This window comes from Pseudosulfitobacter sp. DSM 107133, from assembly GCF_022788695.1.
In the GTDB taxonomy this organism is placed as follows: Bacteria; Pseudomonadota; Alphaproteobacteria; order Rhodobacterales; family Rhodobacteraceae; genus Pseudosulfitobacter.
Genome location: NZ_CP085154.1, coordinates 3,142,788 through 3,166,420, shown reverse-complemented (window position 1 = coordinate 3,166,420; position 23,633 = coordinate 3,142,788). Strand labels below are relative to the sequence as shown.

Genomic DNA, 23,633 nt, shown 5'->3' with positions numbered 1-23,633 from the left:
GAAATGCTTCATGGTGGACTGTGCGCACTAACACTGCGCCAACTGCATCGTTAGAGCCAAATGTATTGGCCCCTTTCCATTCAGGAAAGCCGAAGTTGGCACAAGCCGCAGCGAATGGCAGCTTTGTCCGCAAAGCTGACCTTGACTACCGGTCAAGGTGCCGATCTTGCGTGCTGACGCGGCGAAGGTCAGGTTCGAGCCCTCAGTGACGGATGCTGCAGCACGGCCTGACGACCGCTTCGGGGATTGCCAGGGGGCCGTCGCAAGATCATAACTAGATCATGACAACGTCCCTCTTCGATCTGAGTGTTCCGACTTATTTGCAAACGGTGCGTTCAATCGGGGCGTGCCTTGACAACGCAGTCGTCCATTGCTCCGAGACCGGAATCGACCCAGATGATTTCGTGGAAGCGAGTCTGGTGTCGGACATGGCACCGTTCTGGTTTCAGATAGAATGCGTGGACAACTATTCTGTCTGGGGATTGGACGCTCTCAGGCATGGAGCCTTCAACCCACCTGACCTTGTTGGAGCGATCCCTTTCAGCGAGTTGCGCAGCAGACTCGCAAGAACGGAGGCCGCGTTGCTGGAGTTCAAACCCGACGAGGTCAACGCATGGTCAGGAAAACACCTGAACATGCAAGTACACACAAATCCCCAGACGTCGGCGTTTACCTCTGAAACGTACCTGCTGTCATTCCTGCTGCCCAACTTCTACTTCCACGCGGTGATCGCCTACGACATCCTTCGCACGCGCGGCGTGCCAATCGGGAAGAGCGATTTCGAGGGGCAACTCCGCGTTCTCGACACCGCAGACCTCGCAGGCGCTCATCACTGACATTCAATCGGTCGATGGGATGGCAGCTTTGTCCCGCACACCGGACACAAACCCCCTGACAGAACCCATGTGCCAAAAACGGTCGTTTTTGTCACAGGCTTTGCTGACGCTGGAATCGTTGAAAAATCTTGTGCCACAAACCCTTGGCGAAACTGCCTTTGGATTTGTCACGTTTTTGGCCGCGCTCAAAAAGCGGTCGTTGGTTCAAGCCGCAGCATCAGGTAAATTGGGCTCAGACCTGCCGTTCGCGGCAATTCTCATAAACGACCGCTTGGCTCCCGCCCTACGGACGCAGCGCCGCACCCTGGGTCAGTTATCTGTCGCAAAGGTCGGTTTTTTCTTGGCAACCGACATCTGCACACATCCGACGCCACACGAAAAAGACCCGCCCCACCTGCGTGGAACGGGTCCCAAATCTGACTGTTGTCAGAGTTATTCTTCGGCGGCTGCTTCGGCCGGTGCGTTGGCGGCTTCTTCGAGGGCTGCTTTCTTGGCAGCTTTCTCTTCAACGCGCGCCTGAGCTTTCTTGCCGGGCGTCCCTTTGTTGGGGTTGTTGCGCACGGTCTTGGGGGTCACGCCGGCGGCTTCCAGCATACGGGCCACACGGTCCGTGGGCTGCGCGCCCTGGGCGATCCAGTGCTGGATGCGCTCGACGTCCATTTTTACGCGCTCTTCGTTGTCTTTGGCCAGCAGCGGGTTGTAGGTGCCCAGTTTCTCGATGAAACGGCCGTCGCGCGGCATGCGGCTGTCGGCGGCTACGATACGGTAGAAGGGGCGTTTCTTGGAACCGCCGCGGGCGAGACGAATTTTCATGGCCATGGTTGGTATCTCCTAAGTGATGGCTTTGACGGGGGGACCCCGTTTCAGGATTGGTGCTGTTTGTGGTGCTGAATGACTTCAGCGATGATGAAGTTCAGGAACTTCTTGGCGAATTCGGGGTCGAGGTCGGCCTCGGTCGCCAAATCTTCAAGCCGTGCGATCTGCGAGGCTTCGCGCGCAGGGTCGGACGGGGGAAGGTCGTGTTCGGCTTTGAGTTTCCCCACAGCCTGTGTGTGTTTGAACCGCTCGCCCAGAGTGTAGACCAGGATGGCGTCCAGCCGGTCGATGCTGGCGCGGTGGCCTTTCAAAAGCTCGGCGGCAAGTTTCACGGTGTCGGTCATAGTCCCAATTCATCCACAGTTGCGCCGTCAAAAAGCGGCTTGGTGAACGAGCGGTCATAGCGGCGAATACACTTTGTGCGTTTGGCGTATTCATAGGCGCGCAGGCACTCGGGGTCTTGCCACATCTTTTCGCGATAGATTTCGTAGTCGGCAAGCGACGGAAACGAAAAGTGGCAATAGGCGATGTCGTTCGGCCCCTCATGCGGCATGTGATAACCGTGATGGATGCCGCCCAGCTTGACCACAAGATGCAGCCACGCCTTGGCGTAGACTTCGAACTCCGGCAATTTGTCGGGGTCGATCTCATATCTGACGGTGCAGGTAATCATTTCTTCTTCCCGAAACCGGACAGACCCGAGGGCAGGCCCATGCCGCCGCCCATGCCACCCAGACCGGCGGGCAGTTTGCCGCCCATCTGCTTGGCGGCGGCTTCCAGCGCCTTGGGGTCCATGCCTGCGGCCATCTCTTCGGGGCTGGGGCCGCCCTTGCCGAACATGCCTTTCATGGCCTGTTTCAGCATGCCGCCTTTGCCCATCTTGCCCATTTTCTTCATCATGTCGGACATCTGGCGGTGCATTTTCAGCAGCTTGTTCAGTTCCGACACTTCCATGCCCGCGCCGCGCGCGATGCGCTTTTTGCGGCTGGCCTGAAGCAGGGCAGGGTTGGCGCGCTCTTTCTTGGTCATCGACTGGATCAGCGCGATCTGCTGTTTCAGGATCTTGTCGTCAAAGCCCGACGCCTCGACCTGTTTGGCCATCTTGCCCATGCCGGGCATCATGCCCATCATGCCTTGCATGCCGCCCATCTTGATCATCTGCTCAAGCTGCATGCGCAGGTCGTTCATGTTGAACTGACCCTTGGCCATGCGCTTCATCATCTTTTCGGCCTGTTCGGCCTCGATGGTTTCCTGCGCCTTTTCGACCAGAGCGACGATGTCGCCCATGCCCAGGATACGGCCCGCGATCCGCTCTGGTTCGAACGTCTCAAGCGCGTCCATCTTCTCGCCCAGACCGACGAACTTGATCGGCTTGCCGGTCACCGCACGCATCGAAAGCGCCGCACCGCCGCGCCCGTCGCCGTCCATCCGTGTCAGCACAACACCGGTGATGCCGATACGGTCGTCAAAGTTCTGGGCGGTGTGCACGGCGTCCTGACCTGTCAGGCCATCGACCACCAGCAGCGTTTCGCGCGGATTGGCGACGTTGCGCACCGCTTCGACCTGTTGCATCAGCTCTTCGTCGATGGACAGACGGCCCGCCGTATCCAGCATATAGACGTCATAGCCGCCCATGCTGGCCTGCGTCTTGGCGCGTTTGGCGATGGCGACCGGGTCTTCGCCCTTGACGATGGGCAGGGTGTCGACACCGATCTGCACACCCAGAATGGCCAGCTGTTCCATCGCCGCCGGGCGGTTGACGTCCAGCGAGGCCATCAGCACGCGTTTGCCGTCGCGCTCTTTCAGACGTTTGGCCAGCTTCGCGGTGGTGGTGGTTTTACCGCCGCCCTGCAGGCCGACCATCAGGATCGGCGCGGGCGGGTTGTCGATTTTCAGCGCACCGGGTTCCCCTTCGCCGCGCAGGGTGTCGATCAGCGCATCGTGCACGATCTTGACGACCTGCTGGCCGGGGGTGATCGACTTGGTCACCGCCTGACCTGTGGCCTTGTCCTGCACCGCCTTGACGAAATCGCGCGCCACGGGCAGCGAAACGTCCGCTTCCAGCAGGGCCACGCGCACTTCGCGCAGGGCGGTTTTCACATCCTCGTCGGACAGCGAACCCTGTTTGGTCAGACGGTCAAAGACCCCGCCAAGCCGTTCGGATAGATTTTCAAACATGCCAAGCGCCTTTCGTGCCCGTTTCGATCTGCCCCCTATGTAGGAAGCGGTGAGGAATTTCCCAAGTTCAAACCAAGAGCGCCCCCGTGGGCGCAACGCGCTGACGGAGGGCGATCCCTGATCTGTCAGGGACCGGAAGGCTGATGCTCCCGGAGTGTTGTGGGGCGTTTACGGTGCCGCGGCGCGTGAGTCAACAGCAGGCGACGCCCGCCCCGGCAGGCTGCCAAGCCATGTATTGATTGCGGCGACCATCTGTGGCGGGCCCGACAGGTTGGTATAGGCAGAGGTCAGGGGATGGCGCCCCGCGCTCATCCCGCGGGACAGGACCAGAACCGGACGCGCCAGCGTGTTGCCTTTGGAGTTGACGGTGGTTTCCAGTTCGGCATGGCTGAGATTGTCCAGCGCATGGGAAACCTGCGAATACCGTCGCAGCAGGGATTTGCGCCGGATCGTCACGGTGCCTGCGGGCCGGTCAAAGATGATTTGAAGCCGCTCGACCATCACAGCCATGATGACACAGCCCACGATCCCTCCAAAGCCGCCAAAGGCCAGACCGAACAACAGGCTTTCGGACATGATAAACAGGCCGGTGCCGACAAAGACCAGCACGAACCCCGCCAGCAGCAGTGCGATCAACCACGGCGTTTCGTCCAGGATCAGACGGTCGGGCGTATCTTGCAGCACTTTCATGCGGTGGGCAGCAATAAGGCGATGGAATCGGAACGGGGCATATAAAAATCCGGCGCACTGTACGAGTGCGCCGGATGCTAGGACCGGTCGGCCCCTGTTGTCAAAATATGCGTCAAAGCCGCACTTATGCGGCCAGTTGGGCCACTTGTGCCTTGGCTGCGGCAATCGAACCCTCGGGGTCGACCGACAGGCGGTCGGCGGCAACCAGTTCGACATCGGTGATGCCGATAAAGCCCAGAACGTGACGCATGTAATTGGTCGCAAAGTCGATTTCAGACCCGACAGGCATACCGCCGGTGGCTGCCACCAGAATGGCGCGTTTGCCGGTCAGCAGACCCTCGGGGCCGGCTTCCGTGTAGCGGAAGGTGATGCCGGCACGACAGATCATGTCGACCCACGCTTTCAGGTTTGTCGGGATGCCAAAGTTGTAGACCGGCACGCCGATCACCAGCACATCAGCGGCCTGCACTTCTGCAATCAGCGTATCGGACAGCGCCAACAGCTCTTTTTGCGCGTCGGTGCGGTCGGCTGCGGGGGTAAAGTTCGCGCCGATCCAGCTTTCGTCGATGTGGGGCAGGGCGTCGAACAGGTCGCGGGTGACAACATCGCCGTCCAGACGGGCGACAACATCCTTGCTCAGGTCACGGGTGACAGAAGCAGCGCGGCGGGCAGAGGCATCAATATGCAGAATAGATTTGGCCATTTTCAGGTCCTTTCAGGAGGAAGTGTTCTGATACCGAAAATAGGAATTGTAAAAACACACGCAATTGGCCAGAATTCACATAACATGTTGAAATTTGCACACTACAAGGCTGGACATTACCGCATGGACAATTGGGACGAGATCAAGACCGCCTATCAGGTTGCGCGTATGGGCACCGTCAGCGGGGCTGCCGAGGTGCTGGGCGTGCATCATGCAACGGTCATCCGCCATATTGATGCGCTGGAAACGCGGCTGGGGGTCAAGCTGTTCCAACGCCATGCGCGCGGCTATACCGCGACCGAAGCGGGGGATGACCTGTTTCGCGTGGCCAAGGCGACCGACGACCAGTTCAGCCAGTTGGCCGGGCGGATCAAGGGGCGCGGGGCCGATGTGTCGGGCGATCTGGTGATTACCTCGCTGACGTCGCTGGTGCCGCGCATGGTGCCCATTCTGGCCGACTTCCAGCGGGAAAACCCTGATGTGATTATCCGCTATCTGACCGGCGCGCGTCTGTTCCGGCTGGAATACGGCGAAGCGCACGTTGCCATCCGCGCCGGGTCGCCGCCGTCGCAGCCCGACAATGTGGTGCAAAGCCTGTCGCATCAGCGCATGGGCCTGTACGCCTCGCGCCGTTATGTTGACACCCATGGCCTGCCCAAGGACTGGGATGCATGCAGCGGCCACCGCTTTGTCGGCACCAACAACGATCAAAGCCGCGCGCCGTTCAACCGGTGGCTGCGGGAAAAGGTGCCTGATATTGTCTTTGGCTTTCGCAGTGACGAAGACCGGGCCATCGAACAGGCTATTATCAATGGCGCAGGTATCGGCTTTGCCACGGTTCTTGAGGCGCGGGCCAATCCCGATCTGGTCGAAGTGTTTCCGCAAGAAGAGGGATGGTCGGCGCCGCTTTGGCTGGTCACCCATGTCGACCTGCACCGCACGACAAAGGTGCAGTCTTTTCTGACCTTCATCAAAGACGCGGCAAAGGGCTGGGACGCATGATGTCAAAACTGTCTGCGGGTGCGCAGGGGCATCTGGCGATGCTGACCTTTTCTGCGCTGGTTGCGGGGTCTTTTTCGTTGGGGTCAAAAGCCGCCAACGCGATAGACCCCTCTGCACTGAACGCCGCGCGCTTTGCACTGGCTGCGGTTGTGATCGGGGCCGTGGTGGCCGCCACGGGCAAGGCGCGCGCGGTGCATTGGCAAGCCCCCTGGCGCTATCTGGTGCTGGGCGGGCTTTTTGCGGTCTATTTCGTGCTGATGTTCGAAGGGCTGAAAACCGCACCTGCCGTCAGCGCGGCGGCTGTTTTCACGCTGACGCCGATTTTGGCGGGCGGATTCGGCTGGCTGGTGCTGCGTCAGGTCACAACGCCGCGCATGGCACTGGCGCTGGCCATCGGGGCTGTGGGGGCGGTCTGGGTGATCTTTCGCGCCGACCTGGGGGCGCTTGCGGCATTCGAGATCGGGCGGGGCGAGGCAATCTATTTCGTCGGTTGCGTGTCCCATGCGCTGTACACACCGATGGTGCGCCGGCTGAACAGGGGCGAGCCTGCGGTGGTGTTCACCCTGGGGACGCTGATTGCGGGATTTGGGCTGCTGACCGTCTATGGCTGGTCGGACATCATGGCGACCGACTGGCTGAACCTGCCTGCGATTGTCTGGATCACGCTGGTCTATATCGCAGTCTTTGCCAGTGCTGCCACCTTTGTCCTGCTGCAATTCGCGTCCTTGCGCCTGCCCTCGGCCAAGGTCATGGCCTATACCTATCTGACGCCGTCGTGGGTCATCATCTGGGAAATCCTGCTGGGCAATGGCGCGCCGGGGGGCATGATCCTGATCGGTGTCGGGCTGACCATCCTGGCGCTGTACCTGCTGCTGCGCGATGACAGCGCCGTGCGCTGAATGTGAGCGGGGCGGGAACCTTTTGGCAAGATATGGCGTTAGGTCTTCACAAATTGAATAAATGAAGGATCTGTCCATGCGTGGTATTTTTTACATCATCGGCGTCGTTGTCGTCGTTCTGGCCATATTGCGTCTGGCAGGTCTGGTTTAGACGACAGCCAGTGTCAGCGCTCTGACGCGTCGGGCTGTACGTCGCTGTCCAGTTCCTGCGCCAGAAACCGTTCGAATGCATCCAGGTTCACCGGCTCGAATTGCCCGAACCCCTGCATCCATACCGACGCGGTGCGCATCGCGTCGGGTTCCAGTTTGCACCACTTGACCCGCCCGCGCTTTTCCTGCGCAATCAGGCCCGCGCGTGTCAGGATCGTCAGGTGTTTGGAAATGGCCGCCAAAGACATCTCGAACGGCTCGGCCACGTCGGTCACGGCCATGTCATCTTCAAGCAACATCGTCAGGATCGCCCGCCGCGTCGGGTCGGCCAGTGCCGCGAATATCTGATCCAGATCATGTGCCATTCCCCGTCATAGCGGGGCTTTCCCCCGAATAGAAGTGTCACCAACGCGGATGTACAGGCCCCTGCGACGGCCAGCGGTGCGTCAGCCGCGCGTGGGTGGTGGCGTCCAGACCCATGTCACGGGCCAGATGCCGGGTGATATGGGGATTGCGCACGGGCTTGAGTGCCGAAGCTGCACGTCTAATCCGTGACCATATTGCAAAATTCATCCGGCCGCCAAAAGCGGTTGCTTTGAAAACCTGTTCCATATGACACCTTTAGAATATGACGACATCAGCTTTATCAGCGGTGTCGTGCGGCGGCTCAATCCAGATAAGTTTGACAAGACATGTGCAAAAATTGCACAGATATGTCATGCAACGACCGCTTCCCCCACTCAACGCCCTGCGCGCCTTCGAGGCCGCAGGTCGCCATCAAAGCTTTTCCCGCGCCGCAGACGAACTGCGCGTCAGCCACTCGTCGATCAGCCGCCATGTGCGCGGCCTTGAGGATTGGCTGGGTGCGCAATTGTTCCGCGATCTGCCGCGTGGCGTGGCGCTGACACGGGACGGGGCGGCGTATCTCGCGGATGTGTCGGGGGCGCTGGAGCAGATCAGCACGGCCACCGACCGGCTGACCGCGCGGCCATCGGGTGTTCTTGTGGTGAATGCCGAGCCGCTGTTTGCAACCAAATGGCTGGTCCCGCGTCTGGGGCTGTTCCACGCCGCCCACCCCGAGATTGAAATCCGGCTAGAGGCGTCGACCGGTCTGGCCGATGTGGCGCGCTACGAGGCGGACATTGCAATCCGTTTCCTTGCGGTTGCAGGGTCCGACCCGCAGGCGATCCTGCTGAGCGATGCGGCGATCTATCCCTATGCCGCGCCCGCGCTGATCCCCGTGGCCCCCGATGATCCGGCCGACCTGTTGCGCTATCCGCGTTTGCGCGACCGTTACAAGGACACCTGGGCGATCTGGGCCGAGCTTGCTGGCCTGCCGCCGCCCGAGACCGATGCCACATGGCGGATGCGCGCACATCTGGCGATCGAGGCCGCGGTGGCGGGGCAGGGCGTCTATATGGTGTCGTCCGACGTGGTGGCCAACGATGTGGCCGCAGGGCGGTTGCACCGGTTGTCCGACATCGGTTTCCACGATGGCGGGTTCTATCTGGTGCAGGCGCAGGGCAGCGCACGGCGCAGGGCGATCCGTATCTTTTCCGACTGGATGCTGGAGCAGGCCGCACCCAGGCGTGGTGGCCGCGGGCGGGAAGATCAACCAAACGGTTGAATATGGAAAACGGTCCGTTGGAGGGGTTTGGGGTCACGTGTGGACTCGCATGGCGCCGGACTTGCGCCAGATATACCTTTTAAATCAACATATTAGGCCGATTTCATTCCGGCACACCCCGCCATTGACTCAAAACCCGCATCACCGTAGCTATCCCCTCAAGTTTCCAAGTGGGGGACACCGCGTGGCGGGGCCAGAAGAACAGCAGCGTATGCGGGATCTCGAGGCCAAGATCAAAGCCCTGAAGGGCGAAGACAAGCCCGAGGCCCACCACTACGACGATCACCACTCTCAGGCGCAGATGGCCTGGCGGATGGTGATCGAACTTGTAACCGGTCTGGGGATCGGTTTCGGGATCGGATACGGGCTCGACAGCCTTTTGGGCACCAAGCCCTGGCTGATGATCCTGTTCATACTTCTCGGCTTCGCGGCCGGCGTGAACGTGATGATACGCAGCGCCCGCGAAATGCAGAGAGACGGAATGGCCAAAGCGGCCGACAGTGACGACGCCCCGCGGGGCACAGACGAAGGGCCCTGAGAATGGCAGACGAAGCACACAGCGCAGCAGCCACAACCGGCGCAGACATGGCACATGGTGCCGATGCCGCACACGGTGCGGACGGTGGTCTGGTCTTTCACCCGATGGACCAGTTTCTGGTCAAGCCGTTGTTCGGCCATGCCGGTGATCCGGTGTTCTGGTACACGCCCACCAACGTGACGCTGTGGCTGGGTCTTGCGGTTGTCGCGATCTTTGCGCTGATGGTTCTGACCACATCGCGCCGCGCCGTGATCCCCTCGCGCGGGCAATCGGTGGCGGAACTGGCCTATGGCTTTATCTACAAGATGGTCGAAGACGTGACCGGCAAGGACGGGATCAAGTATTTTCCCTATATCATGACCCTGTTCATGTTCATCGTTGTCGCCAACTTCCTTGGCCTGCTGCCCACTGCATTCACGCCCACGTCGCACATCGCTGTGACGGCGCTGCTGGCGATGGCGGTGTTCCTGGCGGTGACGGTGCTGGGTTTTGTCCTGCACGGTTTCAAGTTTCTGGGCCTGTTCTGGGTCTCGGCAGCACCGCTGCCGCTGCGCCCGATCCTGGCCGTAATCGAGATCATCTCGTATTTTGTGCGCCCTGTCAGCCACTCCATTCGTCTGGCGGGCAACATGATGGCGGGCCACGCTGTTATCAAAGTTTTCGCAGCATTTGCCGCGGTCACGGCCATCGCGCCGATCTCGATCGCAGCCATTGCCGCAATCTACGGGCTTGAGGTTCTGGTGTCCTTTATCCAGGCCTACGTCTTTACCATTCTGACCTGCGTGTACCTGAAAGATGCTTTGCATCCTGGGCACTAAGGTTCGGTCTACTACGCAAATCAAAATTCCATCGTAAGGAGAAAATCATGGAAGGCGATATCGCACAAATGGGTCAATTCATCGGCGCAGGCCTGGCCTCCGTCGGCATGGGTGGCGCGGCTATCGGTGTGGGCAACGTTGTTGGCAACTTCCTGGCGGGCGCCCTGCGCAACCCGTCGGCTGCCGCTGGCCAGACCGCAACCATGTTCATCGGCATCGCGTTTGCAGAAGCTCTGGGGATCTTCTCGTTCCTCGTCGCTCTGCTGCTGATGTTCGCCGTCTAAGCGTCTGACGATTATTCCTTACGCTATGGGCGGCGCGGTCAGCCGTGTCGCCCAATGGACTGATTGTTTGACTGGAGGCCATGATGGCAACTGAACCTATTGACCTAGAGGTCGCAGGAACCTGTACGGATGCAGCTGGCAGCGCCATCGGCATGCCGCAGCTGTGTGACGCATGGTTCGGCAACCAGATCTTCTGGCTGCTTGTCACCCTGGTCGTGATCTTTTTTATTCTGTCACGCATCGCTCTGCCCCGTATTGCGGCCATTCTGGCCGAACGTCAGGGCACGATCACCAACGACATCGCAGCCGCCGAAGACCTGAAAGCCAAAGCGCTTGAGGCCGAGGCCGCTTATGACCAGGCACTGGCAGATGCCCGCGCCGAGGCAGGTCGTATCGTTGACGCCGCCAAGGCTGAAATGAAGGCCGATCTTGATGTTGCCATCGAAAAGGCCGACGCCGAGATTGCCGAACGTACAGCCGAAGGCGAAAAAGCCATTGCCGAAATCCGCGAAGGCGCGCTTGTCGCTGTCAAGGATGTCGCCAAGGACACCGCGAAAGAAATCATCGCGGCGCTGGGTGGCAAGGCGGATGCCCGCACTGTAACAGCTGCGGTTACCGCACGGATGAAAGGATAAGACGATGAAAAAACTGATCGCCCTGTCCCTCGCTCCGTCTCTGGTTCTGGCGGCATCGCCCGCTTTTGCAGCCAGCGGCCCGTTCTTTTCGCTGCGCAACACCGATTTTGTGGTGCTGGTTGCGTTCCTGATTTTTGTTGGCGTTCTGCTGTACCTGAAGGTGCCCGGCACGCTGATGGGAATGCTGGACAAACGCGCGACAGGCATCAAATCTGAACTGGAAGAAGCCCGCGCCCTGCGCGAAGAGGCCCAAACCCTGCTGGCCAGCTATGAGCGCAAGCAGAAAGAAGTTCAGGAGCAGGCCGACCGTATCGTCGCCGCTGCCAAGGAAGAAGCCACAGTCGCGGCTGACGAAGCCCGCGAAGATCTGAAAAAATCCATCGCCCGTCGCATCGCGGCTGCCGAGGGTCAGATCGCATCGGCAGAAGCTTCGGCTGTGAAAGAAGTGCGCGACCAGGCTGTGAGCATCGCTATTCAGGCGGCCCGCGACGTGATCGCCAAGCAGATGACAGCTGCCGAAGGCAACAAGCTGATCGACGAGGCCATTGGCCAGGTGGATGCCAAGCTGCACTGATCCGTAACGGAGCATACGAATTTGAAACCCGGGGCAGTGCCTCGGGTTTTTTCGTTTTTGGGGGCTAGGGGCGCTTTGTGGATGTGAACCAGACCGCCGCGGCCAACGCACATATCACAATCTCAACCGCAAAGGTCCAATGCAGCAGGAACGACGCCACCCACCAGTCGCGGGTTGCTGGCACCACGACCAAGGGCGCAGCCCAATCTGTTACGGGCCACCCCCAGGTGATTTGCCCTGCGATGCTGTCCAGTATCAGGTGCAGTATGGCTCCGGCAGCGACACCAAGCACAGCGGCGCTGCCACGCCACCAGCCCAGCATGGCGATCAGGGCCCATAGCAGGGGTTTGTGGGTCAGGTAGGCATGGTGATGGTGCTGACGCGCATCCACCAGATAGAACCACAACAGGTCTATGTCGGGCAGAATCGATCCCGCCAGAACGGCGATCATCACCCTGCGAGAGGCGTCAGGCCGCAGGCAGCGCACTGCCAGATAGCCCGCAGGTAAATGCGCCACAAACATCAGCCCTGCGTTTCGTGATCCAGCCGTTGGCGGGCCACGTCTTCGTTACGCTCGGCTTTTTGCTGGTCGCGCAGGGCGCGTTCGACATAGTCCAGATGCGTCTCGACGGCGCTGCGTGCGGCCTCGGGGTTGCGTGTCTGGATGGCGTCGTTGATGGCGCGGTGTTGGTCCAAAAGGGCGCTGCGGGTGGTGCGCTGTTTGAACATCACCTGACGGTTATAGAACACGCCATTGCGCAACAGGTCATACATCGAACGCATCATATGCAGCATGATGACGTTATGTGACGCCTCGACGATGGCCATGTGAAACTGCGCATCCAGCGCGCTTTCTGCGTCGGAGTTGCGGGCAGGGTGGGCGGCGACCATCTTGTCGAAAATGGTTTGGACCACCTGAAGGTCGGTGTTCGACCCCAGCCGCGCAGCGCGTTCGGCGGCCAGCCCCTCCATGTCGCGGCGGAACGACAGGTAATCAAACACCGCTTCGTCATGGCGCGCAAACAGTTGCGTCAGCGCAGGGGCAAAGGCGGAGCCCAGCACGTCGGCCACAAACACCCCCGCACCGGGGCGGGCCGTCAGCAGCCCGGAGTCCTGCAAGCTGCTGATTGCATCGCGCAGAGATGGGCGCGACACGCCCAGCCTGTCGGCCAGTTCGCGTTCCGAGGGCAAGCGTTCACCGGGACGCAGGATGCCGCGCAGGATCAGCATCTCGATCTGGCGCACCACGGCGGAGGAAAGTTTTTCTGGGGCGACTGGGCGAAAGGGCATCGGCAATCCTTTGGGAATTGGTCAAATTATATGACCACCATGCCGTCGGGGTAAAGGGCAGCCTGTGCAGAGGTTCACCGGTTATTAACCATGTTGTACGCAATTTGGCGGAATGCGTACATATTTTCCGATGATCCTCGGCCTGCTGCTGACGGCCTGTAACACCCCGGGACCACATTTTCGCGGCCTGCCCGCCACCCGTGTCACCGTTGACGGATCGACCTTTGACGTGCGCGTGCGCGACCGTCTGGCAGAAGCACTGCGGGTGAACCCGGAATACGCCCCCCGCTTTGGCCCGATCCGGGGCCGCGCGGCTGTGGCGATGCAGAAAGTATCGGGCTGCAAAGTGACCGAAGTGCGCGGCGATCAGGCACTGGCCACAGGCCTGTTGGATTGCGGCAACGGGCCACCGCGGGTGACGATGCGGCCCGGCAGCGCCTATGCGTGTACCCCTGTTGCAGCACTTGGGTCTGAAACGGAATATGAATGCGATCCGATCTAGCAAGGATCGACGTGTAGCCCCCAAAACCCGCAATATCTTGTGGATAACTGTGCGGTTCACCGCTTTCCCTAGCGGTTGTCGTTGACAGGTCGTGATAGGCTCCGTCATCCTGAGCAGCACTGGAATCGGACCAAAGGCACAGATTTGCGCTTTACCAAGCTGAAACTGACAGGCTTCAAGAGCTTTGTTGATCCCACGGATCTGATCATCGCGGATGGTCTGACCGGCGTTGTGGGACCGAACGGCTGTGGCAAATCGAACTTGCTTGAGGCGTTGCGCTGGGTCATGGGAGAAAACCGTCCCACCGCGATGCGCGGCGGCGGGATGGAAGACGTGATTTTCGCCGGTGCAGCGACGCGGCCTGCCCGCAACTTTGCCGAAGTCAGCCTGCACATCGACAACAGCGACAGGCTGGCGCCGGCAGGGTTCAACGATCACGACCATATCGACATCGTGCGCCGCATCACCCGCGACGTCGGCAGCGCCTACAAGGCGGGCGGCAAGGACGTGCGGGCGCGTGACGTGCAGATGCTGTTCGCCGATGCCTCGACCGGGGCCCATTCGCCTGCGCTGGTCCGGCAGGGGCAGATCTCGGAGCTGATCAACGCCAAGCCCAAAAGCCGCCGCCGCATTCTGGAAGAGGCGGCGGGCATCTCGGGCCTGTACCAGCGCCGCCACGAGGCCGAGCTGAAGCTGAAGGGGGCCGAAGCCAACCTGACCCGCGTCGATGACGTGGTCGAGCAACTGGCGGCCCAACTGGCGCAACTGGCACGGCAAGCACGGCAAGCGGCGCGGTATCGCGAGATTGGCACGGAATTGCGCCGGACCGAGGGCATGTTGCTGTACCGCCGCTGGCGCGAGGCGGACGATGCGCGCGCCACTGCGGACGAGGCATTGCGCGCCCGTGTGACGGCTGCAGCACAGGCCGAGGCGCGGGTTCAGACCGCGATAAAGGCGCGGGCGGCTGCCGAGGACGGGCTGCCTGCACTGCGCGAGGAAGAGGCGATTGCCGCCGCATTGGTGCAACGTCTGATCGTGCAGCGCGACACGCTGACGGATCAGGAAGCCCAAGCGCTGCGCACGATTGAAACGCTCGTGGGCCGGATCGACCAGCTTGGCCGTGACATCGACCGCGAGGGCGGGTTGAACCGCGATGCGGGCGAGACCATCGAGCGGCTGGAATGGGAACAGACCGAGCTGCGCAAGGCATCCGAGGGGCATGAGGACCGTCTGGAGGCCGCCGTTGATGCCGCCCACGAGGCCGCATCGGTTTTGCAGGAACGAGAGGCCGATCTGGGCAGCCAGACCGAGGATGTCGCCCGGCTGTCGGCGCGCCACGGGTCGGCACAGCGGTTGCTGGATGACAGCCGCAAGACCGAGGAACGCTCGGAAAGCGAGGCGACCAAGGCGCGGGATGCCGTCGCTGCATCTCAAGCCGCGCTGACCAAGGCGGGCAGCGACTTCGAGGCAGCCGAACAGGCGTCGCGCGTGGCCGAGGAAACCGCGTTGCGGGCGGACGCTGCGCTGACCGCTGCCGAGACTGCGCGGGCCGATGCGCAGACCCGCGAAGCAGATGCGCGCGGCGAACGTTCAGAGGCCGAGGGCGAGATGAACGCCCTGCGCGCCGAAGTGGGTGCATTGGCGAAGCTGGTTGAACGGGATACGGCAGAGGGTGGGCAGATTCTGGACCGGTTGCAGGTTCAGAAAGGGTTCGAGAAAGCGCTGGGTGCGGCGCTGGCCGATGATCTGCGCGCGCCGCAGGTTGATGGCGACGGGCCGTCGGGATGGGCCGTGTTGCCTGCCTATGACAGCGATCAGCCATTGCCCGCAGGTGTCACGCCGATGACCCAGCACGTTTCGGTGCCCGAGGTCTTGACCCGTCGCATGTCGCAGATCGGTCTGTGCGATGCCGAGGATGCGGCGCGGCTGCAACAGCAGTTGAAGCCGGGTCAGCGGCTGGTGTCACCCGAGGGGGATCTGTGGCGCTGGGACGGATTCCGTGCCTGGGCCGAGGATGCCCCGTCGGCGGCGGCACTGCGGTTGCAGCAGCTGAACCGGCTGGAAGAGCTGAAACAGGGCCTTGAGCACGCGAGCCAGCGGGCCGAAGGCGCGCGGTCGGCGCACGAGGCACTGACGGCGCGGCTGTCCGAGTTGTCCAACGCCGACAAGGCCGCCCGCGAGGCGCGCCGCGAGGCGGATCGTCTGGTGGCCGATGCGGGCCGCGCGCTGAGCCGCGCCGAGGCCGACCGCAATCTGGCCGAGGGGCGTCTGGAATCGCTGTCGATGGCAGTGAAGCGCCACGAGGAAGAGGCCATGGCCGCCCGTGCCCGCGTGCTGGAGGCGCAACGGGCGCTGGACGAGCTGGACGATGTCGACGAAGCCCGCGCGGCGGTGGATGATCTGCGCATGACGGTCGAGGCGGCGCGGATCACCATGATGTCGCGCCGGTCGGCGCAGGACGAATTGCGCCGCGAGGGCGAGGTCCGCACACGGCGGTCGCAGGAGGTAACCAAGGAGCTGTCGGGCTGGCGGCACCGGTTGGAGACTGCCGAGAAACGCAGCGCCGAACTGGTCGAGCGCAAGGCGCAGTCCGAGGCCGAATTGAAGGCGGCGCAGGCCGTGCCCACCGAGCTGGCCGCCAAACGCGCCGACCTGTCCGAGATGATGGCCGAGGGCGAGGACCGCAAGGCCGCCGCCACCGATGCGCTGAGCGTGGCCGAGGGCGTGCTGCGCGAAGCGACTGTGGCCGAGCGCGAGGCAGAGCGTGCAGCATCCGAAGCGCGCGAGGCGCGTGCGGCCAGCGAAGCCCGCGCCGAAGCCGCGCGCGAGACGGTGCAGGCGGCGGCAGAGCGCATTGCCGAGGAACAACAGCAAACCCCGAACCAGTTGCTGACCGCGCTGGATATGGATCCCGGCCAGATGCCCCGCTCGGACGCGTTGGAGGCGGATGTGAACCGTCTGAAGCGCCAGCGCGAAGCCCTGGGCGCGGTGAACCTGCGCGCCGAGGAAGACGCGCGCGAGGTGCAGGAAGAGCATGACACGCTGGTCAGCGAAAAGGCCGATCTGGAAGAGGCGATCAAGACGTTGCGGTCGGGCATTGCCAGCCTGAACCGCGAAGGCCGCGAACGGCTGCTGACGGCGTTCGAGCAGGTGAACAGCAATTTCTCGTTGCTCTTTACCCACCTGTTTGGCGGCGGCGAGGCCAATCTGGTGATGGTGGAATCGGATGATCCGCTTGAGGCCGGTCTGGAAATCATGTGCCAGCCGCCGGGCAAGAAACTTTCGACGCTCAGCCTGTTGTCGGGTGGCGAACAGACGCTGACGGCGATGGCGCTGATCTTTGCGGTGTTCCTGGCCAACCCCGCGCCGATCTGTGTGCTGGACGAGGTCGACGCGCCGCTGGACGATGCCAACGTGACGCGGTTCTGCGATTTGTTGGACGAGATGTGCCGCCAGACCGACACGCGGTTCCTGATCATCACCCACCACGCTGTGACGATGGCGCGGATGGACCGGCTGTTCGGGGTGACCATGGGTGAACAGGGGGTCAGCCAGCTTGTCTCGGTCGATCTGAAAAAGGCGGCGAAGCTGGTCGCTTGAGGTCTGCGTGGAGGGTTGTGCGGCTTTGGTGTGGTGCGGCGGTTTAGCGGACCTTCTTGGGGCGCGCGCGTCACACAATATTGGTTCAGATGTCAGGCAGTTCTGCCCCGAACCGGAGTTGGACCGCGGGGCGTGAAAATGTCTGCTAAGCGGGACTTTGTGGCCATTCACCAAAGCCTGAAGTCAAGGCTCGATGAGCCACCCGTCGCAACGCGCTCAAACGCCAACCCCATCCACCAAAGCCCGGAATCAAGTATCCGTCTTGGTCAAGGGTGTTTTGGTGTCCATTCTCTGTTTTCGCTTATGAGAGTGTTTGCGAGGATCAGGAGTTTTCGCATGAGGACGGCGAGCGCGACCTTGTGGGGTTTTCCGGCGGCTCTGAGGGCATCGTATTTCTGGCTCAGATCGGGGTTTCGCTTCATGGCGACGAGGGCGGGCATGAACAGGCTCTCGCGCAGGAGCCTGCGCCCGCCCTGGATGTGGGCCTTTCCGCTCCACTGACCGGACTGACACGTGATCGGCGCGAGACCTGCGAGCGCCGCGATCTGCTTTGACCCCAGAGTGCCGATCTCGGGGCATTCGCTGAGCAGCGCCCGTGCGGTGATGGCACCGATCCCGGGGATCGAGGTGAGAATGCCGATTGCCCTGGCGCGTTCCGGGCAATCGCGGTTTCGCCGTTCGATTTCGGCGTTAAGCCTGTCGATCTGGTGGTTGACCTGACGCAGGCGTGCCCGGGTCAGGCGGCGGGTCACGTCGAGCTGTTGCGTGCCAAGGCGGTTCATCAGCGCGGTACGATCCCGCACCAGCCCGGTGCGGGCGACATGCAACTCCTTGATTTCACGCTGTTTGGGGTCGGTTGGCTGGTCCGGAACCAGCTCCAGCGCGCGCCCCATGAGCGCGAGCATGCGGGCATCGACCGCGTCGGTCTTAGCGCGTGTGCCGTGGGCCTGCGCGAAGCGGCGGGCCTGCAGCGGGTTCACCTTGACGAGCGGCAGGCGGCCTGAGAAATGGCTCTCGAGGCGTCGGTGGTAGGGGCCGGTGGGCTCGAAGACCACGCGCTCCGGCGTTGTCTGCCCCAACCAGCGCTCGAAGGCGCGCAGGCCTGTCGCGGTATTGTCGAACCGGGCGTGGGTTGCGGTGCTGAGCCGGTGCGCGTCAAGATGCGCTTTCGAGATGTCGATGCCGATGGTATCGTTGATCATCTTCGTCATGTCCTTTGCTTGTCGTGCAGAGCCTGTGAGCTGCTGCGTATCCGTTCAGGCCTCATGCGAAGACGACGGGCGATCTCACTTGATTACGGTCCTCGAAGACCTGGCCGCAGACGATCCACCCGTCGCCGGTGCCTGCGATCCAAAAGGTGGCTGGCACCGGCTCCACCTTCGCAGAAGAGCCACGGAAAGTCTGAGACAAGGCACGTAGTGCCGCCGGGCAGCGCCCGACCGCCCGTCGCACCAAAGGTGCGCCATCTACAGTCGGCACGCCTCTGGCGTGACGGGCGGGCGCAAACCCATCCACCAAAGCCCGGAATCAAGGTGCGTAGCACCGCCGGGCAGCGCCCGACCGCCCCATGGGCGGGCGCTTTCTCACCGTATTGCAGTTCTTTAGCCACACGCCAAAACATTGAAATTAAGTGGCCCCCGCCTGCGTAGCGATGCCCACCCGCGGTCGGGCACTGCCCTGTGTGGGTAGATCATTCAGGGCTCGATCCTGTCTTTCGCTGCGGCCTGCCCGAATGTCCGGTTGTCTGCGTTGGAGCAATGGTGTGAAGCGAAAATCAAAGTCACCTGACATTCACCACCTTGAACACGAAAACGCCCGCCCCGAAAGGGACGGGCGATAGACGGCGCGGCAAGCAAAGCTTACTTGGTTTCTTTCATCGCTTTCAGGCTTTCCTCGGTCAGGTCGACGTAGACGCGGACGTCACCGACTTCCATGTCGCGCTGGATGTTCAGGCTGTCCATGCCCACACGAACGTGGTCCTCGCCAATGCCCAGAAATCCGCCGATGTCCAGCTCGGCCCCTGTCAGTTGGCCGTCAGCCGAAACGAACAGTTCCCCGACTTCACCGATGTTTTCCATCTGGGCGTCGAAGACCACTGCACCTGTCAGGTCTTCTGTTGTCAGCTCGTCCAGCTGAACCTGGGTCCAGCCGTCAACCGAGACGGCCGGAGGCGCTGCGGAATAGATTTCCTGGTCTTCGGCCGACATCGTGCTGTCAGCTTCGGCCGTCTCCATGGATGTGTCCGCCGTCGTGTCGCCGGTCGCTGCCGTGTCTGTGTCGGCCATCGCCGGATCGCCCGTGCTCACATCGGGTTCGGCTGCTGCGCTGTCCGTGTCCGTCATCGCAGGATCGGTTGCTTTTTCCATCTCCGTCGCTGCCGTATCTGTTGCGACCGGACTTCCATCAGCCTGGCTGTCATCGGCCCAGGCACCAATCGCGGCCACATCATATTCAGGTGCGTTTTCCAGCGCGGCGGCATTGCCGTTGAACACGACGTAATAGTCGTCGCCGTCGTTCATACCGCTGACCAGTTTCAGCTGGTCGACACTCAGCGCCACAGTGCGTTCACCCAGGCCAAGGAAGCCCCCGATGTCGAGCAGAACAGCGTTGATTTCGCCGTTGGGGCTTATGACAAGGTCATCCACCTCGCCGACGCGCTCCCAGTCAATTGCGTCTGTGTCGATCTCTTGGGTGGTCACGTCTGTTGCGGTCACATAGACCGATTTGCCAATCAGGTTCGAGGCGCGCACGGTTTGCGCATCTGCGACGGATTCAGCGGCTGAATCAACAAAGGGCGATTGCGCCGGCGCCGTCTGTGCATAGGCTGAGGTTGCCAGAAGAGCGGCGGCTGCGGTGGTTGCTAGAAAGTGTTTCATGTGATCCTCCTGATCGTGTTGACTTGATGTCAGCAGAACACCGGGGATCGAGAGTGGTTCCTGAAATTTCGTAGTAATTTCGGTTCCTTATGTCATTTGATGTAGCGCGGATTTTTGCCTATTCAGGGGGCAAGACCGGAATCATCCCTTGGTTTCAACGGGTCCGCCCAGTTTCACCCATTCCGAGAAACCGTTTTTCAGATGGGCCGCTTTGAATCCCATGTCATTTAACGTATCGACCGAAATCGCCGAGCGCCAACCCGAGGCGCAGTGGAACACGAATTTGCGGTCTTCGGCAAAGATCTCTTTGAAATAGGGGCTGTCGGGGTCCACCCAGAATTCCAGCATGCCGCGCGGGCAGTGAAAGCTGCCGGGGATGTAACCGGTGCGCTCGCGTTCGCGCGGGTCGCGCAGGTCGACGATTTGCACGCCGGGGTCGTCGACCATTGCGATCAGGTCGGCGGTTTCGATTTCCTCGATACGGGCGCGGGCATCTGCGACCATCTGGGCGCTGGTTTTGGTAAGGGCCATTTGCGTGTCTTTCAAAGTTGGTTCAGCAGTGCAGGGGTCGGCCAAGCGTCGGCGGGCAGGCCAAGACGCTTTTGTTCGGCCTGCACTGCGGTGCGGGTGCCTGACCCCAGAATGCCGTCGATCTTGCCGACATCATAGCCCCTGTCTTTCAGACGTTGTTGCAATTGCTTCATCTGGGTGCTGTCCAGTCCGGCTTCGGGGGTGCCGGCATCATAGACGGGTGCGCCGCCCAGACGGGTGGCGAAATAGGCCGCCGTCAGCACATAGGTGAACGACTGGTTCCATTCGAAATAGACGTTGAAATTGGGATAGGCGAGGAAGGCCGGCCCCTTGTGGCCCTGCGGCAGGATCAGCGAGGCGGGCAGGTCGGCCAGTGTGCCGTTGCGTGCCTCGACGCCAAGCGCCTGCCAGTCGGCGGTGGATTTGACCGTGTCCAGCCCGCTTTGCGACCAGTCCATCGCGGCGGGCACGTTGACCTCTTGCAGCCACGGCTGCCCCGCCTGCCAGCCCAGATGGTGCAGCATCTTGCCGCCCGAGGTCAGCGCGTCGGGGGCGGAGGTTTTCAGGCTGACATGGCCGTCGCCGTCTGCATCCACACCGTTTTCGATGATGTCCATGGGCAGCATTTGCACCATGCCGATCTCGCCTGCCCATGCGCCCGTGGTTGTGCGCGGATCAAAGTCGTCGGCGGCGTGCAGTTGCATCGCGGCCAGCACCTGAGGGCGGAACAGGTCGGGGCGGCGGCAGTCGTGCGCCAGCGTCGCCAGCGCGTTGGCGGTGTTGAAATCTCCCTGAAACGCGCCGTAATCCGTCTCGAATGCCCAGAAGGCCAGCAGCACGGTGCGGTCGACGCCATAGGTTGCTTCGATGTTGTCAAAGACGCTGTCGTATTGCTGTGCCAGTTGCTTGCCCTTTTCAAGTCGCTGGGACGAGATCAGGCGGCGCGAAAACTCGATAAAGGGTTTCTGGAACACGCCTTGCGCCTGATCGGCCTTGAGCACGGCAGGGTCCTGACGCACACCCGACAGGAACGCATCGGCGGATGCGGCGGGGATGCCCATGCTGACGGCTTCGGCTTTCAGCCCCGCCTTGAAGTCGGCAAAAGAGCCGCCGCATTGGGCAAAGGCCGTTACAGGCAGGGTCAGAGCAAGGGCGAAAGTGGCAAGGCGCAGCATATCGGGTCCAGTTCAGAACAAGGAAAGAAGGGCGGCAAGGCCCAGAAACACTCCCCATGTCTTCCACAGTATCGCACAGGCGGCGTCAATGTCTGCTGCTGTCAGCGGCACGCGTCCGCCTGCGTTGACCCATGCCAGCGGCTGGATTGTGCCGTCATAGCTGCGCGGGCCGGCCAGCGCGATATCAAGGGCGCGGGCCATTGCGGCCTCGGGCCAGCCTGCATTGGGGCTGCGGTGGCGGCGGGCATCGGCGGTGATGTCAGACCACTGGTTCAGGCCGCCGGACAGCCCCGCGATCATCAGGGCGGTCAGGCGGGCCGGTATCCAGTTCAGCACATCGTCCAGACGCGCAGCGGCCCAGCCGAAGTGCAGGTATTTCTCGGTGCGGTAGCCGATCATGCTGTCGGCTGTGTTCACCATCTTGTAGATCACCAGCCCCGGCAGGCCGCCGATCAGGAACCAGAAGGCGGGGGCGATAACACCGTCGCTGAGGTTTTCTGCGGCGCTTTCGATGGCGGCGCGGGCGGTGGCGCTGGCGTCCATGTCGCGAGTGTCGCGGCTGACGATCATCGCCACGTTGCGGCGTCCCTGTTGCAGCGACATGCGCAGGCCGTCTGCTACGGCGCTGACATGTTGCACCAGTGATCGCTGCGCCAGCAGGATCGCGGCGGCGAGGGTGATGATGACGGGGCCGAACAGGGACAGGGCTGCGCCGATGGCTCCGCCCCCCAGCACCAGCAGCACGACAGCAAAAATGCCCCGCCATTTGCGGTTGTGACCAGTGTTCAGCCGCTGGTCGAGGGCGCTGACCGCGCGCCCCATCAGCACCGCAGGATGCGGCAGGTGCGCCCACAGCCATTTCGGTTCGCCCAATGCGGCGTCCAGCAGCAGGGCCAGGATCAGCAGGGGGGCGGTGTCCATCAGGCGGCCTCGATCTGTGCCCAACGGTCGGGGGCGGGCAGGCCAAGGCGCAGCCATGTGCCCGAATAGGGAAAGACGCGGCTCCAGATATGGGCGGCGGCCAGACGGTCGCGCCATGCGGTTGCATCGTCAACGTTGTACAGGCGGAACAGGTCGGTGCCGCCGACCACGGTGGCCCCTTTGGCTTTCATGATATCGTCCAGCCGCACCGCATCCTGTGCAAGCCGCGCGCGGGTTTGCGCGGCCCAGTCGGGGTCTGACAGGGCGGCGGTGCCTGTGGCCAGGGCAATGCCCGACACGGGCCATGGCCCCAGCATGGCGCGCAGTGCGCCGATCAGTGCAGGGTCGCCAATGGCAAAGCCCAGACGCAGCCCTGCCAGCCCCCAGAATTTGCCAAAGCTTTTCAGGATCACGGTGCCGGGGGTCTTGGCCTGCGCGATCAGCGAAGCGTCGGGCGTTACGTCGCAAAAGCTTTCATCGATCACGCGCAGGCTGGCTTGCAGGTCGGTGGTGGTCCACAGCCGTCCGTCGGGGTTGTTGGGATGGACCAATACCTGTGCCGTTCCTTGCGGGCCCACATCCCAGCCATGCGCCTGAAAGGCGGCGGCGTGTTCGTTATAGGTCGGGCCTGCGATGGCAACGCTGCCGGCCTTGGCCAGCCGTGGGATCTGGGCAATCAGGGCCGACGCGCCGGGCGCTGCCAGAACATCGGCACCCTCGGGCACCTTCCAGAATGTGCGCGCGGCGGCTTCGATCTGCGCGGTGGCGCTGGCGTCGGGCAGGGCGTTCCATGCATCGGGGCCAATCCGGGGCACCGGATAGGGCACCGGATTGATACCTGTCGACAGATCGACCCAGTTGGCGCGCGCGCCGCCAAAGCGGGCCACCGCCGCGTCCAGATTTCCGCCGTGATCCCGGTTTTGTGCCACGATGATGTCCTTTGACCATTTGGGCCGCTTATCGCTCTAATCACACGGGTCCGGCGGCG

General features: G+C 62.2%; 26 protein-coding genes. 11 read left to right on the top strand and 15 right to left on the bottom strand.

Going from position 1 to position 23,633, the window contains the following annotated elements:
• The first annotated feature begins 281 nt into the window (after positions 1-281).
• Positions 282-836: a DUF1993 domain-containing protein gene (locus DSM107133_RS15785; RefSeq protein ID WP_114293619.1), complete on the top strand. Its 555-nt coding sequence runs from the start codon at positions 282-284 to the stop codon at positions 834-836.
• 432 nt (positions 837-1,268) lie between these two features.
• On the opposite strand, the gene rpsP is transcribed toward DSM107133_RS15785, so the two are convergent.
• From rpsP to DSM107133_RS15755, 6 genes are all read right to left on the bottom strand, one after another.
• Positions 1,269-1,655: a 30S ribosomal protein S16 gene (rpsP, locus tag DSM107133_RS15780; protein WP_114293618.1), complete on the bottom strand. Its 387-nt coding sequence runs from the start codon at positions 1,653-1,655 to the stop codon at positions 1,269-1,271.
• A 44-nt stretch (positions 1,656-1,699) separates the two neighbouring features.
• On the bottom strand, positions 1,700-1,996 hold the full coding sequence (locus DSM107133_RS15775; protein WP_114293617.1) for a chorismate mutase: 297 nt from the start codon (positions 1,994-1,996) through the stop codon (positions 1,700-1,702).
• Positions 1,993-2,325, bottom strand: a complete 333-nt coding sequence (locus DSM107133_RS15770) for an NIPSNAP family protein (RefSeq protein ID WP_114293616.1) — start codon at positions 2,323-2,325, stop codon at positions 1,993-1,995. Before DSM107133_RS15770 ends, DSM107133_RS15775 begins: the two co-directional genes overlap by 4 nt.
• Positions 2,322-3,830 carry a signal recognition particle protein gene (ffh, locus tag DSM107133_RS15765; RefSeq protein WP_028957153.1) on the bottom strand — a complete coding sequence of 503 codons (1,509 nt, stop codon included), beginning with the start codon at positions 3,828-3,830 and terminating at the stop codon, positions 2,322-2,324. The genes DSM107133_RS15770 and ffh overlap by 4 nt, the downstream gene beginning before the upstream one ends.
• 168 nt (positions 3,831-3,998) lie before the next feature.
• Positions 3,999-4,520 (bottom strand): hypothetical protein, encoded by a 522-nt coding sequence (locus DSM107133_RS15760; protein WP_114293615.1) that lies wholly within the window; start codon positions 4,518-4,520, stop codon positions 3,999-4,001.
• Between the two features lie 124 nt (positions 4,521-4,644).
• Entirely contained in the window at positions 4,645-5,223 is a 579-nt protein-coding gene (locus DSM107133_RS15755) for an NAD(P)H-dependent oxidoreductase (protein ID WP_114293614.1), read from the bottom strand.
• Positions 5,224-5,346: 123 nt separating this feature from the next.
• Between DSM107133_RS15755 and DSM107133_RS15750 the strand changes: the two genes are divergently transcribed.
• Together DSM107133_RS15750 and DSM107133_RS15745 are read left to right on the top strand one after the other, a co-directional pair.
• Complete coding sequence (locus tag DSM107133_RS15750) at positions 5,347-6,225, top strand: LysR family transcriptional regulator (RefSeq protein WP_114293632.1); 879 nt, start codon at positions 5,347-5,349, stop codon at positions 6,223-6,225.
• The gene (locus DSM107133_RS15745) at positions 6,225-7,124 is read left to right on the top strand and encodes a DMT family transporter (RefSeq protein WP_205387821.1); all 900 of its coding nucleotides are present in this window, start codon (positions 6,225-6,227) and stop codon (positions 7,122-7,124) included. The genes DSM107133_RS15750 and DSM107133_RS15745 overlap by 1 nt, the downstream gene beginning before the upstream one ends.
• A 164-nt stretch (positions 7,125-7,288) precedes the next feature.
• Here DSM107133_RS15745 and DSM107133_RS15740 read toward each other — a convergent pair whose 3' ends face one another.
• Positions 7,289-7,639 (bottom strand): metalloregulator ArsR/SmtB family transcription factor, encoded by a 351-nt coding sequence (locus tag DSM107133_RS15740; protein ID WP_114293613.1) that lies wholly within the window; start codon positions 7,637-7,639, stop codon positions 7,289-7,291.
• Between the two features lie 353 nt (positions 7,640-7,992).
• On the opposite strand from DSM107133_RS15740, the gene DSM107133_RS15735 reads away from it, so the two are divergent.
• From DSM107133_RS15735 to DSM107133_RS15710, 6 genes are all read left to right on the top strand, one after another.
• Positions 7,993-8,901: a LysR substrate-binding domain-containing protein gene (locus tag DSM107133_RS15735; protein ID WP_162792035.1), complete on the top strand. Its 909-nt coding sequence runs from the start codon at positions 7,993-7,995 to the stop codon at positions 8,899-8,901.
• A gap of 184 nt (positions 8,902-9,085) precedes the next feature.
• Complete coding sequence (locus DSM107133_RS15730; RefSeq protein WP_028957159.1) at positions 9,086-9,439, top strand: AtpZ/AtpI family protein; 354 nt, start codon at positions 9,086-9,088, stop codon at positions 9,437-9,439.
• Between the two features lie 47 nt (positions 9,440-9,486).
• Positions 9,487-10,257, top strand: coding sequence for a F0F1 ATP synthase subunit A (locus DSM107133_RS15725; protein WP_114293630.1), 771 nt, complete (start codon positions 9,487-9,489; stop codon positions 10,255-10,257).
• 47 nt (positions 10,258-10,304) lie between these two features.
• Positions 10,305-10,541, top strand: a complete 237-nt coding sequence (locus DSM107133_RS15720; RefSeq protein ID WP_028957161.1) for a F0F1 ATP synthase subunit C — start codon at positions 10,305-10,307, stop codon at positions 10,539-10,541.
• Positions 10,542-10,624: 83 nt separating this feature from the next.
• Positions 10,625-11,176: a F0F1 ATP synthase subunit B' gene (locus tag DSM107133_RS15715; RefSeq protein WP_114293629.1), complete on the top strand. Its 552-nt coding sequence runs from the start codon at positions 10,625-10,627 to the stop codon at positions 11,174-11,176.
• A gap of 4 nt (positions 11,177-11,180) precedes the next feature.
• Positions 11,181-11,750 (top strand): F0F1 ATP synthase subunit B, encoded by a 570-nt coding sequence (locus DSM107133_RS15710; RefSeq protein WP_114293610.1) that lies wholly within the window; start codon positions 11,181-11,183, stop codon positions 11,748-11,750.
• 64 nt (positions 11,751-11,814) lie between these two features.
• Here the strand turns inward: DSM107133_RS15710 and DSM107133_RS15705 are convergent, their stop codons facing one another.
• Together DSM107133_RS15705 and DSM107133_RS15700 are read right to left on the bottom strand one after the other, a co-directional pair.
• Complete coding sequence (locus tag DSM107133_RS15705; protein WP_114293609.1) at positions 11,815-12,273, bottom strand: metal-dependent hydrolase; 459 nt, start codon at positions 12,271-12,273, stop codon at positions 11,815-11,817.
• On the bottom strand, positions 12,273-13,040 hold the full coding sequence (locus DSM107133_RS15700) for an FCD domain-containing protein (RefSeq protein ID WP_114293608.1): 768 nt from the start codon (positions 13,038-13,040) through the stop codon (positions 12,273-12,275). The genes DSM107133_RS15705 and DSM107133_RS15700 overlap by 1 nt, the downstream gene beginning before the upstream one ends.
• 112 nt (positions 13,041-13,152) lie before the next feature.
• Between DSM107133_RS15700 and DSM107133_RS15695 the strand changes: the two genes are divergently transcribed.
• Together DSM107133_RS15695 and smc are read left to right on the top strand one after the other, a co-directional pair.
• Positions 13,153-13,542, top strand: a complete 390-nt coding sequence (locus DSM107133_RS15695) for a hypothetical protein (protein WP_240310526.1) — start codon at positions 13,153-13,155, stop codon at positions 13,540-13,542.
• Positions 13,543-13,686: 144 nt separating this feature from the next.
• Positions 13,687-17,142, top strand: coding sequence for a chromosome segregation protein SMC (gene smc / locus DSM107133_RS15690; protein ID WP_114293607.1), 3,456 nt, complete (start codon positions 13,687-13,689; stop codon positions 17,140-17,142).
• A gap of 266 nt (positions 17,143-17,408) precedes the next feature.
• Here the strand turns inward: smc and DSM107133_RS15685 are convergent, their stop codons facing one another.
• From DSM107133_RS15685 to DSM107133_RS15660, 6 genes are all read right to left on the bottom strand, one after another.
• The gene (locus tag DSM107133_RS15685) at positions 17,409-18,353 is read right to left on the bottom strand and encodes an IS110 family transposase (RefSeq protein WP_114291353.1); all 945 of its coding nucleotides are present in this window, start codon (positions 18,351-18,353) and stop codon (positions 17,409-17,411) included.
• Between the two features lie 648 nt (positions 18,354-19,001).
• Entirely contained in the window at positions 19,002-20,018 is a 1,017-nt protein-coding gene (locus tag DSM107133_RS15680) for a PRC-barrel domain-containing protein (protein WP_114294565.1), read from the bottom strand.
• Between the two features lie 141 nt (positions 20,019-20,159).
• Positions 20,160-20,549, bottom strand: coding sequence for a rhodanese-like domain-containing protein (locus DSM107133_RS15675; RefSeq protein WP_114294564.1), 390 nt, complete (start codon positions 20,547-20,549; stop codon positions 20,160-20,162).
• An 11-nt stretch (positions 20,550-20,560) separates the two neighbouring features.
• Positions 20,561-21,724, bottom strand: coding sequence for a lytic murein transglycosylase (locus DSM107133_RS15670; protein WP_114294563.1), 1,164 nt, complete (start codon positions 21,722-21,724; stop codon positions 20,561-20,563).
• A gap of 12 nt (positions 21,725-21,736) precedes the next feature.
• Positions 21,737-22,645 carry an adenosylcobinamide-phosphate synthase CbiB gene (gene cbiB / locus DSM107133_RS15665; protein ID WP_114294562.1) on the bottom strand — a complete coding sequence of 303 codons (909 nt, stop codon included), beginning with the start codon at positions 22,643-22,645 and terminating at the stop codon, positions 21,737-21,739.
• Complete coding sequence (locus DSM107133_RS15660) at positions 22,645-23,574, bottom strand: threonine-phosphate decarboxylase (protein WP_114294561.1); 930 nt, start codon at positions 23,572-23,574, stop codon at positions 22,645-22,647. The genes cbiB and DSM107133_RS15660 overlap by 1 nt, the downstream gene beginning before the upstream one ends.
• Positions 23,575-23,633 lie beyond the last annotated feature (59 nt).

Excerpts from the sequence above, each read along its gene's own strand:
- DSM107133_RS15785 (WP_114293619.1), top strand. The coding sequence starts at position 282 with ATGACAACGTCCCTCTTCGATCTGAGTGTTCCGACTTATTTGCAAACG.
- rpsP (WP_114293618.1), bottom strand. The coding sequence starts at position 1,655 with ATGGCCATGAAAATTCGTCTCGCCCGCGGCGGTTCCAAGAAACGCCCC.
- DSM107133_RS15775 (WP_114293617.1), bottom strand. The coding sequence starts at position 1,996 with ATGACCGACACCGTGAAACTTGCCGCCGAGCTTTTGAAAGGCCACCGC.
- DSM107133_RS15770 (WP_114293616.1), bottom strand. The coding sequence starts at position 2,325 with ATGATTACCTGCACCGTCAGATATGAGATCGACCCCGACAAATTGCCG.
- ffh (WP_028957153.1), bottom strand. The coding sequence starts at position 3,830 with ATGTTTGAAAATCTATCCGAACGGCTTGGCGGGGTCTTTGACCGTCTG.
- DSM107133_RS15760 (WP_114293615.1), bottom strand. The coding sequence starts at position 4,520 with ATGAAAGTGCTGCAAGATACGCCCGACCGTCTGATCCTGGACGAAACG.
- DSM107133_RS15755 (WP_114293614.1), bottom strand. The coding sequence starts at position 5,223 with ATGGCCAAATCTATTCTGCATATTGATGCCTCTGCCCGCCGCGCTGCT.
- DSM107133_RS15750 (WP_114293632.1), top strand. The coding sequence starts at position 5,347 with ATGGACAATTGGGACGAGATCAAGACCGCCTATCAGGTTGCGCGTATG.
- DSM107133_RS15745 (WP_205387821.1), top strand. The coding sequence starts at position 6,225 with ATGTCAAAACTGTCTGCGGGTGCGCAGGGGCATCTGGCGATGCTGACC.
- DSM107133_RS15740 (WP_114293613.1), bottom strand. The coding sequence starts at position 7,639 with ATGGCACATGATCTGGATCAGATATTCGCGGCACTGGCCGACCCGACG.
- DSM107133_RS15735 (WP_162792035.1), top strand. The coding sequence starts at position 7,993 with ATGCAACGACCGCTTCCCCCACTCAACGCCCTGCGCGCCTTCGAGGCC.
- DSM107133_RS15725 (WP_114293630.1), top strand. The coding sequence starts at position 9,487 with ATGGCACATGGTGCCGATGCCGCACACGGTGCGGACGGTGGTCTGGTC.
- DSM107133_RS15720 (WP_028957161.1), top strand. The coding sequence starts at position 10,305 with ATGGAAGGCGATATCGCACAAATGGGTCAATTCATCGGCGCAGGCCTG.
- DSM107133_RS15715 (WP_114293629.1), top strand. The coding sequence starts at position 10,625 with ATGGCAACTGAACCTATTGACCTAGAGGTCGCAGGAACCTGTACGGAT.
- DSM107133_RS15710 (WP_114293610.1), top strand. The coding sequence starts at position 11,181 with ATGAAAAAACTGATCGCCCTGTCCCTCGCTCCGTCTCTGGTTCTGGCG.
- DSM107133_RS15705 (WP_114293609.1), bottom strand. The coding sequence starts at position 12,273 with ATGTTTGTGGCGCATTTACCTGCGGGCTATCTGGCAGTGCGCTGCCTG.
- DSM107133_RS15700 (WP_114293608.1), bottom strand. The coding sequence starts at position 13,040 with ATGCCCTTTCGCCCAGTCGCCCCAGAAAAACTTTCCTCCGCCGTGGTG.
- DSM107133_RS15695 (WP_240310526.1), top strand. The coding sequence starts at position 13,153 with ATGCGTACATATTTTCCGATGATCCTCGGCCTGCTGCTGACGGCCTGT.
- DSM107133_RS15685 (WP_114291353.1), bottom strand. The coding sequence starts at position 18,353 with ATGACGAAGATGATCAACGATACCATCGGCATCGACATCTCGAAAGCG.
- DSM107133_RS15680 (WP_114294565.1), bottom strand. The coding sequence starts at position 20,018 with ATGAAACACTTTCTAGCAACCACCGCAGCCGCCGCTCTTCTGGCAACC.
- DSM107133_RS15675 (WP_114294564.1), bottom strand. The coding sequence starts at position 20,549 with ATGGCCCTTACCAAAACCAGCGCCCAGATGGTCGCAGATGCCCGCGCC.
- DSM107133_RS15670 (WP_114294563.1), bottom strand. The coding sequence starts at position 21,724 with ATGCTGCGCCTTGCCACTTTCGCCCTTGCTCTGACCCTGCCTGTAACG.
- cbiB (WP_114294562.1), bottom strand. The coding sequence starts at position 22,645 with ATGGACACCGCCCCCCTGCTGATCCTGGCCCTGCTGCTGGACGCCGCA.